Source organism: Erwinia wuhanensis, from assembly GCF_030484085.1.
GTDB lineage: Bacteria > Pseudomonadota > Gammaproteobacteria > Enterobacterales > Enterobacteriaceae > Erwinia > Erwinia aeris.
In genome coordinates, this window is the sequence record NZ_JAUJUH010000003.1 from 106,397 (window position 1) to 123,628 (window position 17,232).

At 56.7% G+C, this 17,232-nt stretch carries 16 protein-coding genes; 7 read left to right on the plus strand and 9 right to left on the minus strand.

What is annotated here, in order from left to right; all coding sequences use genetic code 11:
* The first annotated feature begins 56 nt into the window (after positions 1-56).
* Complete coding sequence (locus tag QZH36_RS08280; RefSeq protein WP_253457955.1) at positions 57-485, plus strand: YhbP family protein; 429 nt, start codon at positions 57-59, stop codon at positions 483-485.
* A gap of 31 nt (positions 486-516) precedes the next feature.
* On the opposite strand, the gene QZH36_RS08285 is transcribed toward QZH36_RS08280, so the two are convergent.
* Positions 517-1,038, minus strand: a complete 522-nt coding sequence (locus QZH36_RS08285) for a type 1 glutamine amidotransferase domain-containing protein (RefSeq protein WP_125287129.1) — start codon at positions 1,036-1,038, stop codon at positions 517-519.
* Positions 1,039-1,204: 166 nt separating this feature from the next.
* Here QZH36_RS08285 and QZH36_RS08290 point away from each other — a divergent pair, with 166 nt between their 5' ends.
* Positions 1,205-1,834, plus strand: a complete 630-nt coding sequence (locus tag QZH36_RS08290) for an NAD(P)H-binding protein (protein ID WP_301729959.1) — start codon at positions 1,205-1,207, stop codon at positions 1,832-1,834.
* Between the two features lie 173 nt (positions 1,835-2,007).
* On the opposite strand, the gene nrdG is transcribed toward QZH36_RS08290, so the two are convergent.
* Entirely contained in the window at positions 2,008-2,472 is a 465-nt protein-coding gene (gene nrdG / locus QZH36_RS08295; RefSeq protein WP_253457959.1) for an anaerobic ribonucleoside-triphosphate reductase-activating protein, read from the minus strand.
* Positions 2,469-4,604 (minus strand): anaerobic ribonucleoside-triphosphate reductase, encoded by a 2,136-nt coding sequence (nrdD, locus tag QZH36_RS08300; RefSeq protein ID WP_301729960.1) that lies wholly within the window; start codon positions 4,602-4,604, stop codon positions 2,469-2,471. Before nrdD ends, nrdG begins: the two co-directional genes overlap by 4 nt.
* Positions 4,605-4,924: 320 nt before the next feature.
* On the opposite strand from nrdD, the gene QZH36_RS08305 reads away from it, so the two are divergent.
* Positions 4,925-7,498: a DEAD/DEAH box helicase gene (locus QZH36_RS08305; protein WP_253457965.1), complete on the plus strand. Its 2,574-nt coding sequence runs from the start codon at positions 4,925-4,927 to the stop codon at positions 7,496-7,498.
* Positions 7,499-7,642: 144 nt separating this feature from the next.
* Here QZH36_RS08305 and treC read toward each other — a convergent pair whose 3' ends face one another.
* The 5 genes from treC to argF form a co-directional block, all read right to left on the minus strand.
* A complete protein-coding gene (treC, locus tag QZH36_RS08310) occupies positions 7,643-9,325 on the minus strand; it encodes an alpha,alpha-phosphotrehalase (RefSeq protein WP_253457968.1) in 1,683 nt (560 codons plus the stop codon).
* Positions 9,326-9,520: 195 nt separating this feature from the next.
* A complete protein-coding gene (gene ridA / locus QZH36_RS08315) occupies positions 9,521-9,907 on the minus strand; it encodes a 2-iminobutanoate/2-iminopropanoate deaminase (protein ID WP_301729962.1) in 387 nt (128 codons plus the stop codon).
* 68 nt (positions 9,908-9,975) lie between these two features.
* Positions 9,976-10,440: an aspartate carbamoyltransferase regulatory subunit gene (gene pyrI, locus QZH36_RS08320; RefSeq protein WP_125287136.1), complete on the minus strand. Its 465-nt coding sequence runs from the start codon at positions 10,438-10,440 to the stop codon at positions 9,976-9,978.
* Between the two features lie 12 nt (positions 10,441-10,452).
* Positions 10,453-11,388 carry an aspartate carbamoyltransferase gene (pyrB, locus tag QZH36_RS08325; RefSeq protein ID WP_253457974.1) on the minus strand — a complete coding sequence of 312 codons (936 nt, stop codon included), beginning with the start codon at positions 11,386-11,388 and terminating at the stop codon, positions 10,453-10,455.
* Between the two features lie 239 nt (positions 11,389-11,627).
* Positions 11,628-12,638 (minus strand): ornithine carbamoyltransferase, encoded by a 1,011-nt coding sequence (gene argF / locus QZH36_RS08330; protein ID WP_301729963.1) that lies wholly within the window; start codon positions 12,636-12,638, stop codon positions 11,628-11,630.
* A gap of 159 nt (positions 12,639-12,797) precedes the next feature.
* Here argF and rraB point away from each other — a divergent pair, with 159 nt between their 5' ends.
* The 4 genes from rraB to QZH36_RS08350 all read left to right on the plus strand — a co-directional run bounded on the left by rraB (position 12,798) and on the right by QZH36_RS08350 (position 16,521).
* Positions 12,798-13,223: a ribonuclease E inhibitor RraB gene (gene rraB / locus QZH36_RS08335; protein ID WP_253457981.1), complete on the plus strand. Its 426-nt coding sequence runs from the start codon at positions 12,798-12,800 to the stop codon at positions 13,221-13,223.
* Between the two features lie 98 nt (positions 13,224-13,321).
* A complete protein-coding gene (gene miaE, locus QZH36_RS08340) occupies positions 13,322-14,083 on the plus strand; it encodes a tRNA isopentenyl-2-thiomethyl-A-37 hydroxylase MiaE (RefSeq protein WP_253457984.1) in 762 nt (253 codons plus the stop codon).
* A 350-nt stretch (positions 14,084-14,433) separates the two neighbouring features.
* The gene (locus tag QZH36_RS08345) at positions 14,434-15,741 is read left to right on the plus strand and encodes an OprD family porin (protein WP_301250703.1); all 1,308 of its coding nucleotides are present in this window, start codon (positions 14,434-14,436) and stop codon (positions 15,739-15,741) included.
* A gap of 12 nt (positions 15,742-15,753) precedes the next feature.
* Entirely contained in the window at positions 15,754-16,521 is a 768-nt protein-coding gene (locus QZH36_RS08350) for a histidine phosphatase family protein (RefSeq protein ID WP_253457989.1), read from the plus strand.
* Between the two features lie 128 nt (positions 16,522-16,649).
* On the opposite strand, the gene QZH36_RS08355 is transcribed toward QZH36_RS08350, so the two are convergent.
* Positions 16,650-17,153: a GNAT family N-acetyltransferase gene (locus tag QZH36_RS08355; protein ID WP_301250701.1), complete on the minus strand. Its 504-nt coding sequence runs from the start codon at positions 17,151-17,153 to the stop codon at positions 16,650-16,652.
* Positions 17,154-17,232: the final 79 nt, after the last annotated feature.

The window sequence follows — 17,232 nt, forward strand, 5'->3', positions numbered from 1 at the left end:
TTTATCAGCTCGCGCACGGCGCGAAAGGTTTTTTGCGTAGTTTTCAGGGAGTCATCATGTCCGAACCAGAGCCGTTACAGGCCATCACCCGCTATTTACAAAAGCAGCATGTGCTGTCGGTGTGCGGCGGTAGCCCCGTCTGGTGCGCCAACTGTTTTTATGTCTTTGATGCAGAGAACGTTGCGTTCTGGCTGATGACGGAGGAGAAAACGCGTCACGGCAGCCAGTTTGTCCGCGATCCGCAGGTTGCAGGCACGATTAACGGCCAGCCGAAGTCGGTGATGTTAATCAAAGGCGTGCAGTATACGGGGCAGGTCAGCCTGTTGACGGGGGCGGCAGAAGAGAAAGCACGTAGGGCCTATATCAAACGATTTCCGGTCGCGGCGGCAGCTTCAGCGCCCCTTTGGGAAATTGCCGTCAGCGAGCTGAAAATGGTGGATAACGCGTTGGGATTTGGCAAAAAGCTGAGCTGGCGGCGGGAATAAAAGAACGGCCAGGCGAACCTGGCCGCTACTCTCAAACGGTTTCGAGAATGCGCAGCGATTCACGGTTGAACGCAGGCAGGTCGTCCGGCGTACGGCTGGTGACCAGCTTGTCGTTGTCCACCACCACTTCTTTGTCGTAGAAGTCGGCACCGGCATTTTTCAGATCGATAGCGATAGCCTTCACCGAGGTCATTTTGCGGCCTCGCGTGGCGTTGGCGCTAATCAGCAGCTGTGGGCCGTGGCAGATAGCGAAGATCGGCTTACCGGCATCCACAAAGGCTTTGGTGAAGTTTACAAAGCGATCGTCGCCGCGCAGGCTATCCGGCGAATGACCGCCCGGCAGCAGCAGCGCGTCGAAGTCGTCCACGTTTACATGGTCGATATCTTTATCGATCTTCACCTGGGCTTTACCCTGCTTGCCGGTGACGGTGACGCCCGCTTTTTTATCAATAGTCACAACCTGGTGGCCAGCTTTGGTATAGGCTTCGGCTGGCGAAGTAAATTCGGAGTCTTCGAATTCATCAGTGATCAGGACAGCAATCTTCTTGCTCATCTTTTCCTCCGGTTATTATTGTGAAGTCAGTTAAGCCTGGTTGAAAACACTGAAAAATCAAGCCGCGTCGAAGTAATGCGCTGCATGTTACTGATTACAGGGGGGAGTTAGCTGCCGCTAACCGCTTTGGGAGGCGAAGGCTACACTCAGTAAAAAGGAGAAACGGATGAGAGTACTGATTACCGGTGCGACCGGCCTGGTGGGACAACATCTTCTGCGCCTGCTGATTGACGATCCGCGCGTCAGCGAGATCGTGGCGCCAACAAGACGTAAGCTGCCGGAGATGAACAAGGTAACTAACCTGGTGGAGGCCGATCTCACCGACGTGCTGGGCCCGCTGCAAACGCCGCTGGATATTGTCTTTTGCTGTCTGGGCACCACGCGGCGCGAGGCGGGCAGCAAGGCGGCCTTTATCCACGTCGACTATGCGCTGGTGGTGGATACGGCCATTGCCGGTCAGCGGCTCGGCGCCAAACATCTGCTGGTGGTCAGCGCGCATGGCGCAAATATGCATTCGCCTTTCTTCTACAATCGGGTGAAGGGCGAGATGGAGAACGCGCTGCAAAAGCAGGGCTGGCCGCGCCTGACCTTAATCCGGCCGTCGCTGCTGCTGGGCGAAAGAGAAAACAGCCGCGCGGGCGAGTCGCTGATGGCGCCGCTGTTTCGTCTGCTGCCGGGCAACTGGCGCGCCGTTGCCGCCAGAGACGTCGCCGCCGTGATGCTGCGCGAAGCTTTTGCGCCAGCACGGCAGGAGGTCACCGTCATCGAGTCGTCAGCGATCCCGCACGCGCGGTAAGCGCGACCGAAACGGCATAGTAATGTGACCGCTGCGTCAGCGATCTGCAAACACTGTGAGTAGCTGCTCCGCATGGAGCGGTCAGTTCGATATTTACAGCGTCCCGCCCGCGTCGGTAAATAAGATTTAGCCGTGCCGGGAAAGGCGAACGGGATAAGCAAGCCGCGCCGTCCTTAGCGCAGATAGTGGATAACCTGATTGCTGCTGCCTCGCCAGCGCAGCGCCGGATCGCGCAGCGCCTCAATAAATTTACCGTCCACCAGCACGTCGAGCAGCTCTACCACACGGCGCTGCTCTGCGCTCAGCTCCGCCAGACAGTAGCCCGTCCACAGCCAGATATCTTTTCCCGCACAGTCGCGACGCACCCGTTGTACCAGCCGGTAAATATCGGCCACGTTAGCCGGATGCAGCGGATCGCCGCCCGACAGCGACAGACCCTGGCGCGGGATGCGCGTATCGTTCAGATCGGCAATCAGCTGCTCTTCCATTTGCACGGTAAAGGGATAGCCGGAATAGAGCCGCCAGGTGCTTTTGTTATAGCAGCCGACGCACTGGTGCTCGCAGCCGGCCACGAACAGCGTGCAGCGCGTACCCGGCCCGTTAACGATATCGACCGGGTAATATTGATGAATATTCACCCCAGCTGGCCTGCGGCCAGATGCTTAACGCGGCGCTTCACTTCCTCCTGCTTGCCGGCGTTGAACGGCCGCGCGTCCGGGCTGCCCAGATAGCCGCAGACGCGCCGGGTGACGGAAACGCGTTCAGGATCGTGGTTGCCGCATTTGGGGCAGGTAAAGCCCTTGCTGGTGCAGTCAAACTCTCCGGTAAAGCCGCACTCGTAGCATTCGTCGATCGGGGTATTGGTGCCGTAATAGGGCACGCGGCTGTAGCTGTAGTCCCAGACATCCTCCAGCGCCTTCAGGTTATGCTGGATATTGGGATATTCGCCGTAACAGATAAAACCGCCGTTGGCGAGCGGCGGATAGGCCGCTTCGAAATCGATTTTGTCGTAGGGGTTAACCTTCTTCTCGACGTCAAGATGAAAGCTGTTGGTATAGTAGCCTTTGTCGGTCACGCCTTTGACGATGCCGAACTGCGCGCGATCCAGACGGCAGAAGCGGTCGCACAGGTTCTCGCTTGGCGTGCTGTAAAGGCTGAAGCCGTAGCCGGTTTCCTCTTTCCAGGCCTCGACCGTTTCGCGCAGGCGGCTGACGATAGCCAGCGCCTTGCGCCGCAGCTCCGCATCATCGTAAAGATGGGTTTTGCCGCCGCTCAGGGCGTTAATGGTTTCATGAATGCCGATATAGCCCAGCGAGATCGAAGCGCGTCCGTGTCTGAAAATTTCCGCCACGTTATCGTCTGCCTTCAGCCGCACGCCGCAGGCGCCTTCCATATAGAGGATCGGTGCCACGCGCGCTTTGACGTTTTCCAGCCTGGCGATACGGGTCATCAGCGCTTTTTTCGCCAGCCGCAGACGGCTGTCCAGCAGATCCCAAAAGCGAGCTTCATCACCTGCCGCCTCCAGCGCGATGCGCGGCAGATTCAGGCTAATCACGCCGATATTATTACGCCCTTCATGCACCTGTTCGCCGTTCTCTTCCCACACGCCCAGGAAGCTGCGGCAGCCCATCGGCGTTTTAAACGAGCCGGTCACTTTCACCACCTGCTCATAATTAAGGATATCGGGATACATGCGCTTGCTGGCGCACTCCAGCGCCAGCTGTTTGATATCGTAATTGGCGTCGCCCGGCGAGCGGTTCAGCCCCTCTTTGATGGCGAAGACCAGCTTGGGGAACACCGCCGTTTTATGGTTTTTCCCCAGTCCGGCAATGCGGTTGCGCAGAATGGACTGCTGCACCAGCCGCGCCGCCCAGCTGGTGCCAAGGCCGAAGCCAAAGGTCACAAAAGGCGTCTGGCCGTTGGCGGTATGCAGCGTATTCACCTCATACTCCAGCGACTGGAAGGCGTCGAAGCACTCCTTCTCCGTGCAGCTCTGCGCGTAGGCTTCCACATCGGCAATTTGCCATTTACGCGCCGCCTGCCGATGTTTTTCCCGGCTTGCCTCGACAAAAGGCGCCAGCACCTCGTCAATCCGGTTAATAGTGGTGCCGCCATAAATATGGCTGGCAACCTGAGCGATAATCTGCGCGGTCACGGCGGTAGCGGTCGAGATCGATTTAGGCGGCTCTATCTCGGCGTTGCCCATCTTAAAGCCCTGGGTCAGCATGCCTTTAAGATCGATCAGCATGCAGTTGAACATCGGGAAGAAGGGCGAGTAGTCCAGGTCGTGATAGTGAATTTCGCCGTGCTCGTGAGCCAGCACCACGTCGCGCGGCAGGATATGCTGGGTGGCATAGTGTTTGGCTACGATACCGGCCAGCAGATCGCGCTGCGTGGGGATCACCTTACTGTCTTTATTGGCGTTTTCGTTCAGCAGCGCCGGGTTGCTTTGCTCGACCAGCCCACGGATCGCCTTATTCAGCTTGCCGCGCAGCTCGCGGGCAATATCGCGGTCGTGACGATATTCTATATAGGTTCGGGCCAGCGCGGGATAGGGGCCGGGCATCAGCGCGTTTTCGACGGTGTTCTGAATAACATGGATATCCACTTCTTCCTGCGTCAGCTGCCGACAGATGTGTTCGGTCACCTGCGCGCAGTAATCATCATCATGAATAGCCGCCGCGCTGGCCGCGCCTTTTATCGCCTCCAGAATGCGTGCTTGCTCAAAAGGCGCGCGGCAGCCGTCCCGTTTAATCACTAATGAAGCCATAGCGTATCCCTGTTTCAATATCTACATATAGGTATAGTGTGGCATGATAGTATCTATATGTTGTGCTTTCCTGCGATTTAACCGCCTGGTTTTTGATTTGGAACAAAGATCGCAAAAGGGTGACGCAATGTCAGACACTTAAGCCGCTGGCCATTTTTCCGAACGCGCAAAAATCGTTCTGTGCAGGATGAAGGCAGCGTGATTAATCGATTTTCGCACGTTCAGCGCCTTTCCGGAGTTGCAATCACCCGCCCGGACTTCATATTATTGCCTGTTACGCAAAGCGGTTATCTGCTCAGGCCATTCCGGGATACAGACTGATGTCTTCTGTAACGTACAACGAAAAACAGGTGAGCCGCTGGCTGGGCGCGCGCACCGTGGCCAGAGCAAAAGAGCTGGTGGATAAAGCGCAGCACCTGCAATGGCAGAACAATCTGTTGACCGGCGAGGTGCCCGGCAGAAAAATCGAACCTTTTCAGGTTATGGTGCATTTCAGCCGGCCACAGGGCAAACTGCACGCCAGCGGCGAATGCACCTGTCCGGTTAAAAACAACTGCCGCCATGCGGCTGCGGTCATGCTGGCCTGGCTGCAACGTCAGCCCGTCAACAAGGCCGCCTCCGCGCCCGCGCTGGTGACTGCCGAGCCGCAGCCCATGCTACGGCTGGAATCGCGCGCGAAATTTATCAGCGGTTTTGGCCGTTACGGACATCGACAGAAACGGCTCGATTTTGCCGCGGTGCATTTTGACTACGCCGGTATTCTTGTGCCAGCTGGCAGCAGCGGCGAAGACTTTCCCGATCGTCACGGCAGGCTTTTCCGCGTCAGCCGCCGGATGGAGCAGGAGCAGCGCTGGCTAAGCGAGCTTAACGCCGCCGGGCTGAAGACCATTCCTTCCGGCCATATCTATACGCCGCATTCAGCGCCGCTGCCGCCTGCTATTTTCGCCCCGGACATGCCCGAACAGTGGCGCGATGTTATCCATCATGTGCTTCCCGACCTGCGCAAGCGCGGCTGGCAAACCAGCGTGGACGATGATTTTACCTGGAACATTACGGAAATTGCGGCCATCGATGGCCGCGCCGTGCAGCAGCAGGATGGCTGGTATGCGCTGGAGATAGAGGCCAACACCGGTGCGTATAAGGTGAATATGCGGCCGCTGCTGGCGGGGCTGTTCCGTCAGGATCGCCGCTGGCTGTCCAGCGACCTTTCGGTAATAGCCGATAACGAAACGGTAGAGCTGCGCAGCGAACGTAACGAACGACTGCATATTGGCGCCGGTCGCCTGAAAACGCTGGTGGGCAGCCTGGCCGATCTGCTGGCGCAGGATGAAGCCGCACCGCTGCGTATCGCGCCTTACGAGGCCGGCAGGCTGACGGCGCTAAGCGAAACGGGCCGCTGGCAGTTTAACGGCGACAACGGCGTCCTGCAGCTGGCGGAGAGCCTGAGGGCGGGGAAAGGGATCCAGCCCGTTGCGCCGCCTGCCGGTCTTGAGGCCCGGCTGCGCGACTATCAGCTCCAGGGCATCAGCTGGATGCAGTTCCTGCGCGCCAATAATCTGTCCGGCGTGCTGGCCGACGATATGGGGCTGGGAAAAACCATTCAGACGCTGGCGCACCTGCTGCTGGAGAAAGAAGCGGGCAGGCTGGATCGTCCGGCGCTGATCGTGGTGCCGACCACGCTGGTGTATAACTGGATGCAGGAAGCCAGCCGCTTTGCGCCGACGTTAAAAATGCTGGCGCTGACCGGGCCGCAGCGAAAATCCTTTTACGATCGCATTGAGCACTATGACGTGGTGCTGACCACCTATTCGCTGCTGTGGCGCGATCAGCCGCAGCTGCTGGGCCACAGCTATCATCTGCTGATCCTGGACGAGGCGCAGTACGTGAAAAACAGCGCGTCGCGGGCCGCCTCGGTGATCCGCACGTTAAAGTCGCGCTACCGGCTTTGCCTGACCGGCACGCCGCTGGAAAACCACCTGGGTGAACTTTGGTCGCAGTTTGATTTCCTGCTGCCCGGTTTTCTGGGCAGCGAAAAAGCTTTTACCCAGGAGTGGCGTATTCCCATTGAGCGCGACGGCGATCGGGTCAGGCGCGAGCTGCTGGCTAAGCGCGTGCGGCCTTTTATGCTGCGTCGTCGCAAGCAGGAAGTGGCGAAAGAGCTGCCGCCGAAGAACACCATTGTGCGCTCGGTAGAGCTGGAAGGCGCGCAGCGCGAGCTTTACGAAAAAGTACGCGGCGCAATGCAGGATCGCGTAAAGCTGGCGGTAGAGCAGCAGGGCGCGGGACGCAGCCATCTGCTGGTGCTGGATGCGCTGCTGAAGCTGCGGCAGATCTGCTGCGATCCACGGCTGATCGACAGCGACAAAACGACCAGAGTTAAACAGTCGGCCAAGCTGGCGCTGCTGCGGGAGATGCTCAGCGATCTGCTGGCGGAAGATCGCCGTATCCTGATCTTCTCTCAGTTCACCACCATGCTGTCGCTGATTGCGGAAGAGTTACAGAAGGCGCGTATTCCCTACGTGATCCTGACCGGCAGCACGCGCGATCGCAGCGAGCCGGTACGCCGCTTCCAGAACGGCGAAGTCCCGGTGTTTTTAATCAGCCTGAAGGCGGGCGGCGTGGGCCTGAACCTGACGGCGGCCGATACGGTGATCCATTACGATCCCTGGTGGAATCCGGCGGCAGAGAATCAGGCTACGGATCGCGCCTATCGTCTGGGCCAGGACAAGCCGGTATTTGTCTATAAGCTGATCGCCGCAGGCAGTATTGAAGAAAAGATCGTTGCGCTACAGCAGCGTAAAGCGGAGCTGGCCGAAGGGATTTTGGAAAACGACCTGAGCGAAACAACAAGTTTTACCAGCGAAGACCTGACCGCGCTGTTTGCGCCGCTGTAAATGCGGCATCTGCTAACGTCAGCCGTGCCTGATCTGAACGTGGCGTTACGTTTGTAGATGCCATGTCCGATAACGTCAGTCATGACTGTGCCGAACGCGGCGCTACGTATGTAGTCGCCGCAGCCTGCTTGCCACCGAAGCGGTTTACGCCTTGTTGGCGCCGCCGTCCCAGCGCTTCTGATACCACCACACCGCTTCCCACGGACGCAGCATCACCTCGCCAGGGGTAACGTGCGTATCAGGATAGTTACTGATCAGCACATCCCAGTGACCGCTGTAGGCCGGCGGGTGCCAGACCTGCGTTTCGCCGCTGAAGTTAGCAGCCACCACCAGCACCTCTTTCTCGAAGCGGCGGCAGTAGCACCACAGATAAGCGTGATCCGGCAGCAGATCGAGGTAATCGCCCCAGGTCAGGATCGGATAGGCTTTCCTGAGTTGGATCAGCTTCTGATAGGCGTAAAACACCGAGTTTTCATCAGCCAGCGCCGCTTCTGCGTTTATCGTTTCCATATTGTCACACATGCCGATCCACGGCGTGCCGCTGGTGAAGCCGCCGTTTTCTCCCGCGTGCCACGGGATCGGCGTTCTGCCGTTGTCGCGCGATTTGCTGGCGAGGATCTCCAGCAGGTTATCGCTGTCGCGTCCCTGCGAGCGCAGTTCGGCGTACATGTTGTGGCTTTCGATATCGCGATAGTCCAGGATGCGGGTGAAATGCGGGTTGGTCATACCCAGCTCTTCGCCCTGGAAAATATAAGGCGTGCCCTGCATCCCGTGCAGCACCAGCGCCAGCATCTTCGCCGACTGAACGCGATATTGCCCCTCGTCGCCCCAGCGCGAAACCACGCGCGGCTGGTCATGATTACACCAGAACAGCGCGTTCCAGGCCTTGTTATGCATGCCATGCTGCCAGTGGGTGAAGATAGCCTTCTGCGCCACCAGATCCAGCGGCGTCAGCGTCCATTTCTGGCCGTTAAAGAAATCGACCTCGACGTGATCGAAGCTGAACACCATCGACAGCTCTTCGCCCTCCAGCGAACCGTACTGCTGGCAGTGCTCCAGCGTGGCGGAAGACATTTCGCCTACCGTCATCAATTCACGCGGACGGAACACGTCGCGGCTCATTTCGCGCATATATTCGTGGATGCGCGGCCCGTCGGTATAGAACCGCAGCCCGTCGCCGTTGGGATCGTTGGGAAAATCCTGGTCCTTGGAAACCAGGTTCACCACGTCCAGCCGCAGCCCGTCGATGCCGCGATCGGCCCAGAAATTAACGATCTGCTTCAGCTCGGCGCGCAGATTATCGTTTTCCCAGTTGAGATCGGCCTGTTCCGGCGCCCACAGGTGCATATAGTACTGGTTGCTCTCCGGGTGCCAGCGCCAGGCATGGCCGCCAAACTTCGACTGCCAGTTGTTTGGCGGCTCGGCCGGCGTGCCGTCGCGCCAGATGTAGTAGGAGCGATAGGGGCTTTCGGGATCCAGCGCTTCGTGAAACCAGTGGTGCTGGGTGGAGCTGTGGTTAAACACCATATCCAGGATCAGCCGCATCCCGCGCCGGTGGGTTTCTTCCACCAGGTTATCAAAGTCGTTAAGCGTGCCAAATAACGGATCGATGGCGGTGTAGTTCGCCACGTCGTAGCCGTTGTCTACCTGCGGCGAGATATAAAACGGCGTCAGCCAGATGGCGTCCACGCCCAGCTTTTTCAGGTAGTCCAGATGTTGGATCACGCCGGCCAGATCGCCCGTTCCGCTGCCGGTAGTGTCCTGGAAACTCTTGGGATAAATTTGATAGATAACGCCGTTCTGCCACCACGGTGGATTTTTAGTCATTGCTCAATCCCGATATAAAAGGTCCGTTTGCGCTGTTATCGCCTTTTTGTTCTTTCCTAAGGTTAGCTATTAACTGGCAAGTGGAGATACGGGCGCAGTGAAAATTTTTTAGGCGAGGCCGAAAGGCGCACAAAGAGAGAATAAAAACTGACGGCCGGGGAAAACTTTCCTCTCCCGACGGGAGAGGAAAAGGCTTTAGCGACGTACGGCGATCGCTTCGATCTCGATTTTGACATCTTTTGGCAGGCGGGCCACTTCTACGCAGGAGCGTGCCGGGAAGCTGGCCTGGTGCTCGGTAAAGAAAGCTTCATAGGCCGCGTTCACGGTAGCAAAATCGTTAAGATCCTTCACAAATACCGTGGTTTTAACGATGTCGCCTACCTTGAGGCCTGCCGCTTCCACGATGGCCTTGACGTTTTCCAACGACTGACGAGCCTGCGCGGTAACGTCTTCTGCCACGCTGCCGGTTTTAGGATCGACCGGGATCTGGCCAGAAGTGATGATCATGCTGCCCAGATCGACGCCCTGCACGTAGGGGCCGATAGCCGCCGGTGCGTTTTCGGTGCTGATTTCGCGAGACATAATTTCTCCATATTAAATGAGGCCGGTAAAAGCCCGGATCCGCCCCATTATAAGCCGCCCGAAGCTGATTACCAGTTCGCCATGACCACGTGACGCGCGAACTCTTTCTCGCAGTATTTGCACTTTAACTGCACGTTATCGTTACGTTTTTTCACCGCAAAGCTGGAGTTGACCGGCTCGCTGCGGCTGATGCAGTTGCTGTTGGGACAGATCAGCACGCGTTCGATGGTGTCCGGCAGCGTCGGCGAAATTTTGCCGACCACGTCGTAGTTATCGATGCGGTTCACCGTAGCATGCGGCGCGTAAACCGCCAGCTGGTTGATTTGATCGTCCGTCAGAAACGTGTTTTCAATTTTGATCAGATCTTTGCGGCCCATCTCGCCGGAGGGCAGGTTCAGGCCGATGGTGATGCGCTGATCGGTTTCCGTCAGGCGAAACAGCGACAGCAGCTTAAAACCAATCTGCGCCGGGATATGATCGATTACCGTGCCGCGCTTAATTGCTTCAACCTGTAATTTATTATCTTGTGTCATCGTCAGTTCCTCTTACAGAGCCAGTTCGCTGTTCAACACCAGCGCCAGCAGCGCCTGGCGGGCAAAAATACCATTGCCCGCCTGTTGGAAATACCAGGCGTGCGGCGTGGCATCGACATCCGTCGTAATCTCATCAATACGCGGCAGCGGGTGCAGCACCTTCATGGTTTCGCGCGCGCCGACCAGGTCGGAAGCCCGCAGCACGAACTGCGCTTTGACGTTGGCGTACTCTGACGGATCCAGACGCTCTTTCTGCACGCGCGTCATATACAGAATATCCACCTGCGGCACCACTTCCTCAATGCTGTCGTGGCGGCTCCACGCAATGCCTTTCTCATCCAGCATATCGGTGATATAGGCGGGCATCGCCAGCGCGTCGGGTGCGATAAACAAAAAACGATTGCCTTCGAACTTCGCCAGCGCCTGCGTCAGTGAATGCACGGTACGGCCATATTTCAGGTCGCCGACCATGGCGACATTCAGATTGCTCAGGCGGCCCTGAGTTTCCTGAATAGTAAAGAGATCCAGCAGCGTTTGCGTTGGATGCTGGTTAGCGCCGTCGCCCGCGTTGAGGATCGGTACGCCGCCGGAAAACTCCGTGCCCAGACGCGCCGCGCCTTCCTGCGGATGCCGCATGACAATGGCGTCCACGTAGGTGCTGATAACGGAAAGCGTATCCGCCAGCGTTTCGCCTTTTTTACCCAGCGAGGTATTGCTGCCGTCGGCAAACCCCACCACGGACGCGCCCAGACGATGCATGGCGCTTTCAAACGACAGGCGCGTGCGGGTAGAGGCCTCGAAAAAGCAGCTGGCGATAACCTTATGCTTCAGCAGCTCCGGCTGCGGCTTCGCCTTCAGGCTGGCGGCGGTACGCAGCACCAGCTCCAGCTCTTCACGACTGAGATCGTTAATTGAAATGATATGTTTATGATACAGCGGGTTAGCCATGTTCATTCTCCTCTACGCGTGCCGATAAGCGGAAAAACGGGCAAAAAAAAGCCCCTCAATGAGGGGCTTTTTCTACAGATCGGGAAGGAGGAAAAACGGCACTGCCGGCCTGCATTCAGGCGCGTCATTTTTACTCTGTCAGCAGTGGTCAGTTTCATGCATCCTCCAGACAAACGGGGGGCATTATACGCATTCGGTCAGCGGCGGCAAGCAAAAGTAATCGATTGCCTGGCGCTGATTCAGGGTAACCGGGCCAGCGTGGCCACCATCACCGCCTTGATGGTATGCAGCCGGTTTTCCGCCTGGTCGAACACCACGCTGTGCCTGGATTCAAACACCTCATTGGTGACTTCCATGCCGCCGTGCAGATCGTATTGCTCAGCCATCTGCCGGCCCAGCGTGGTTTGATCGTCGTGAAAAGCGGGCAGGCAATGCAGGAATTTCACCGCAGGATTGCCGGTAAGCGCCAGCATCGCGCTGTTGACCTGGTAATCCCGCAGCAGGGCGATACGCTCTTCCCACACCGCTTTTGGTTCGCCCATCGACACCCAGACGTCAGTATAGATAAAATCCGCACCGTTCACGCCTTCGGCAATATCTTCCGTCAGCGTGATTTTTCCGCCGCTTGCCTGCGCCACCTGGCGGCACTCGCTTACCAGCGCCTCGTCCGGCCAGCAGCCTTTCGGCGCGACCAGGCGCAGATCCAGGCCCGTCAGCGCGGCGGCCTCCATCATGCTATTACCCATATTATTACGCGCGTCGCCCACGTAGGCGAAAACCATCTCGCTGAAGGGTTTTTCCGGCAGATGTTCTTCCATAGTCAGCAAATCCGCCAGCAGCTGCGTCGGGTGGAACTCGTCGGTCAGGCCGTTCCACACCGGCACGCCCGCATGTTCCGCCAGCGATTCCACCAGCGACTGCCCGTGACCGCGATACTGAATGCCGTCATACATGCGTCCCAGCACGCGCGCGGTATCCTTCATTGATTCTTTATGGCCGATCTGGCTGCCGCTTGGGCCAAGATAAGTGACGTTGGCGCCCTGATCGTAAGCGGCAACTTCGAAAGAGCATCGGGTACGGGTCGAGTCTTTTTCGAAGATGAGCGCGATGTTTTTGCCTTTCAGGTGCTGCACTTCCTCGCCATTTTTCTTATCGGTTTTAAGCCGTGCGGCCAGCGCGAGTAAAGCGGTAATTTCAGCCTGCGTAAAATCAAGCAGCCTGAGAAAGTGGCGTTGATATAACTGACTCATAAAGCGCTCCAGAGGATATTTAATGAATTTAAATTCAACTTAACTGTATTAATATGCATTTTCAACCCTGGCGTGCAGAAACTTTTGTATAAAGGTAGTGGCGCAGAGGACAGTGTGGGAAAATACTTAACAGATATGCCACACACAGAGGAACGGATCATGGCAAATGAAGCATTGCTGGAAGAGCAGCGTGAAGAGACGCGGCTGATTATTGAAGAGCTGTTGGATGATGGCAGCGACCCGGATGCGCTCTACACCATCGAACACCACCTCTCCTGCGACAGCTTCGACGCGCTGGAAAAGGCGGCGGTTGATGCGTTTAAGCTGGGCTACGAAGTTACCGAGCCGGAAGAACTGGAGCTGGAGGACGGCACGAAAGTGATGTGCTGCGATATTCTGAGCGAAGGCGCGTTGAATGCCGAACTGATCGACGCCCAGGTCGAACAGCTGATCGATCTGGCCGCGAAGTACAACGTGGACTACGACGGCTGGGGCACCTACTTTGAGGATCCGGACGCTGAGGACGAAGACGAAGGCGACGACGACGACCTTATCGACGAAGAAGACAACGGCACGCGTCACTGATGCCCGTGGGCGGACGCCGTTCCGCCCGTTTGCGCCGGTCTGCTCCCCGCAGAGCGGCGCAATGTTTTTAACCTGATTTTTACGGATTGTTTGCCCGCATGATCACCGAAGACCTCCTTGCTCCCGTTCACGCTTTTCTGCACTGCCGCACGCCGCAAAAGTGGATCGACGAAGCCCGCAAGCCGGAAAACCTGCCGCTGCTGCTCACCGACCATCTTGTTTGCGAGCTGAAGGCCGCCCAGACCGCCATGTGGCTGATCCGCAAATACGTGGCGGATAAAGAGAGCGGCGACGCGCTGCTGGCCTGGCTGAAACCGTGGGAGCAGTTTGTGCACAGCGAAAACGCGGATTTAGCCTTTCTGGAACAGCATAAAGGGCTGTCGAAAACGATTATCAGCCGTACGGATGTGCCCTACGGTGATACGCTGGTAGACAAAATGGTGCTGCTGATTAAAGAAGAGCTGCATCATTTTTATCAGGTACTGGAAATTATGCAGGCGCGCGCCATTCCCTACGTCAAAATTACCGCCAGCCGCTATGCCAAAGGGTTACTGCGAGAGGTGACCACGCACGAGCCGCAGACGCTGGTGGACAAGCTGATTTGCGGCGCCTATATCGAAGCGCGCTCCTGCGAACGCTTTGCCAGCCTGGCGCCTTATCTGGATAAGGAGCTGGCCGCGTTCTATCTTTCGCTGCTGCGTTCGGAAGCGCGCCATTATCAGGACTATCTGGCGCTGGCCGCCGAGATATCAGCCACGGATATTACTTCCCGCGTGCGTAAAATAGGCGAAACGGAAGCAAAGCTAATTAGCGAACCGGATAGCGAGCTGCGTTTTCACAGCGGGCTGCCTGCGTGGTGATAATATTGACAGCTTTATTCTGGCGTTATTATTTCAGGAAGCCGTTTATTAGCGTTGGCACCTTTAATAAATAATATTAATGGCGCTAATGGTTTAAAGGGAATAATAACGCCTACGCGTAACCTGTTTTTTTTCAATCTCCCCTCTTTTTTATTTTGCGGCGCGCTTCACATAACCTGATTTTTATTATGGCTGAAAAGATTTTCAGGCGTATATTCCTGCAATTATCAGGATTGTTACCAACCGGCAAAACCTGATCCCACTTGCGATATTATTACCGCAACGGGATCGGGTTTTTTTGTTTCTTTTAGATGGAGTCATTTATTTAACGGCTGACAAGGAAGGCTATAATGAAAAACAGGAACGTTTTTTTACTGGCGCTGCTCGCCGCCGTGGCCGCCCATGCTGAAGAAAGCGGCGGCGATTTCCAGCGATTTTTAAAGGAGACGCAGCTCGATCTTACGTTGCGCAGCCACTGGAAATACCTGAAAGAGAATGAGGCGCAGCCCAAAGCGGTGCACAACGCCTGGGGGGCCGCAACCACGCTGGATTTCCGCTCCGGCTGGCTGGGTGATACCCTGGGCTTCGACGCCAGCTACACCAGAGCCGCTAAGCTGGCGGCCAGCGACTACTTCGCCACGCGCGGCATCCTTTACAATCACGGCGCAGGCTTCGATAAAAGCAACGCCGGCGGCTTCAGCCGCTTCGGGCAGCGCTACCTTAAGCTAAAGCTGGGTGACGACGCGTTCGGGCTGAAAGCAAAAGGCGGCTGGCACCAGTTGAAAAACGTGGGCGTGCTGACCAACACTTACCGCCTGTCGCGCAACAGCTATCAGGGCTACAGCGGCTCGCTGCGCTGGCAGAACCTGCAGTTGGATATGGCCTGGGTAACGCGCTCCATCATGTATGATTCACCCGATAGCGTGCATTTTCTTACCCTTGATGGCAAAGAGATCGACAGTATCCTGACCGGCGGCCTGAGCTGGGAAAAACAAAATGCTGTGTTCTCCTGGGCATGGGGCGAGTCGAAGGATTATCTGCGCCGTCATCTGGTGGAAATTACGTATCCGCTGACGCCGAAATGGGCGCTGGCGTCACAGATTTACGGCAGCCAGGCGTTGGAAAAATATAAAGCGATGCCGCAAAGTAAAAAACAGTTTAACGACAGCGCCTGGCACTATGCCGGAGAAGTACGCTGGCAGGATGACAGCTGGATACAGAAAGTCGGTGTTGCCTGGACACGGGCAGAAAAGCGCAACGGGGTGGGCTATTACGATCGCTATATAGGGAAAAATACCCGTGGCCGGTTTAATGCCTTAACCTCCGCCGGAAAAGATTATCTGCGCGACGGCGAACTGGCGCTGACCTCTTTTACCGAATATCAGTTTACTGAAAGTTTAGCCAGCGGTATTCAGGTTAACTACGGCCAGTTTTCTTATAAAAATAATAAAATCCGCACCGGGGAAATTACCTGGCTGAACCGCTGGCAGCCACGTGAGGGTCAGCTAAAAGATTTAACGCTGGCCGCACAGTTAGGCTATGGCTGGTCATATAAAAATATTAACGCCACGCCGATCCTTAATTCTGCGGGCGAGTATCAGCGCTCGCCGAGCCTTTCTGCTGAAGTCGGTGTGACCTGGAAGTTCGGTCTTTTATAATCAGGGGGAAATATGAAAGGAATAACACAGGCGATGCTCTTTGCTTTTTTACTGTTAAGCAGCTGGGCCAGCTTTGCTGCTGACGTTGAGCTCTATGTGGTGCGCCACGGCAAAACCTTGTTTAACACCGTGCATCGCGCGCAGGGCTGGAGCGATACGCCCTTAACGGCGGAAGGCGTGGAGGTAGCCAAAAAAGCGGGGCGCGGGCTGAAGCCGGTAGACTTTATTGCCGCATGGAGCAGCGATTCGGGCCGGGCCAGGGAAACCGCAAAGCTGATTCTGGCAGAGCGTGATAAGTCGTTACCTCTTCAGGAGCGTGAGGCGTTAAGAGAAGTCTTTTTTGGCTCTTTTGAAGGCGACACCAATGAAAATATGCTGACGGTGGCGGGGAAAAAGAGCGGTTACGCCTCGTCAGCCCAGCTGATGGCGGCTTTCAACAGCAAGAAAGTCGACATTGTGGAGATCGTGCAGATGATCCATGCGGCCGATCCTTCCGGTCAGGCAGAAAGCTATCAGCAGGTGGCGCAGCGGGTTAACAAGGTAATTAAGGAAATTGCCCGACAGGCGCAGCAGCAGGGCGGCGGCAACGTGCTGATCGTCACGCACGGTATGACCATCATGACGCTGCTGCACGAGCTGGGCGATAAAGCGAAGACGCACTCGCTCAGCAATGCCAGCGTCACCCGTATCCGCTATACCGATGCCGGGAAGTTTATTATTGAAGCGATCGACGACCTAAGCTACGTGAAAAAAGGCTCGCAGCTGGCCGTGACGCAGTAGTCTGCGTCCGCTGTGCTACAGCGAACGAATAGCCTACATCTGGTGTGATACAGCGATGCCGCGAACGAATAGCCTGCGTCCGCTGTGATACAGCGATACAGCGAACGCAGTAGCCTGGATCCACTATGCTACAGCGAACGCAGCATAGTAACTTCGCAGTCCACGTGGCCGGTGTTGCCCATCGGCCCGTCAATATGCTGAAAGCCCAGATGCTCATAAAGGCGCACGGCGCGGGTCAACGACGCGGTAGTCTCCAGGTAGCAGCGCTTAAAGCCCAGCTCACGCGCATGTTCCATGGCCCGTAGCGCCAACGCTTTCGCCACGCCCAGACCGCGCAGCTCGGGCATAAAATACATTTTTTGCAGCTCGCAAACGTCCGCTTCGCTACCCTGGAGGGGAGCCACGCCGCCGCCGCCCATAATTTTTCCGTCCAGCTCAATCACCCAGTAGGCGCTGTTGGGCTGGCGATAGAGTTCGCAAAGCTGGTCAAGATTGGGATCGGCGACCGTAAAGCCTTTGTCGGCGGTCAGGCCAAATTCCGCCGAAACCTGACGGATAACGTGAGCGATATGCGGATTATCAGCGGGTTGAATAAGCCGAACCCGGATATCGGCTGAAGAGGTGCTGGTCATAACCTGGGGCCGTTTTTTAGATAGTTTGGCAGTGTAATACCATCCGTTGGCCGAGGATGCAATCTTCCGCTTCCATGCA